We start from the raw sequence: 375 nt of genomic DNA on the forward strand, positions 1-375 counted from the left end.
TGAAAGGGATGGTAGCCGCAGTTTCTGTCGGAATTGTGAACGGCGAAGCGGTTTGCGATCTGGAATACGTTGAAGACTCTGCCGCAGAGACCGACATGAACGTAGTGATGACCGAAGACGGGCGCATCATTGAAGTGCAGGGGACGGCAGAAGGCGAGCCGTTCACCCATGAAGAGCTACTCATCTTGTTGGCTCTGGCCCGAGGGGGAATCGAATCCATTGTAGCGACGCAGAAGGCGGCGCTGGCAAACTGATTTTTAAGGCGACTGATGAGTCGCCTTTTTTTTGTCTGTAGAAAAGTAAGATGAGGAGCGAAGGCATGAAACCATATCAGCGCCAGTTTATTGAATTTGCGCTTAGCAAGCAGGTGTTAAA

At 50.9% G+C, this 375-nt stretch carries 1 pseudogene; it reads left to right on the forward strand.

The window, feature by feature from the left end:
* Positions 1-254 (forward strand): annotated as a pseudogene (rph, locus tag EOS_RS42580) (ribonuclease PH); the annotation flags it as partial.
* Positions 255-375 lie beyond the last annotated feature (121 nt).

The sequence above is a fragment of the Caballeronia mineralivorans PML1(12) genome, assembly GCF_001028175.1.
GTDB classification, from domain to species: domain Bacteria; phylum Pseudomonadota; class Gammaproteobacteria; order Burkholderiales; family Burkholderiaceae; genus Caballeronia; species Caballeronia mineralivorans.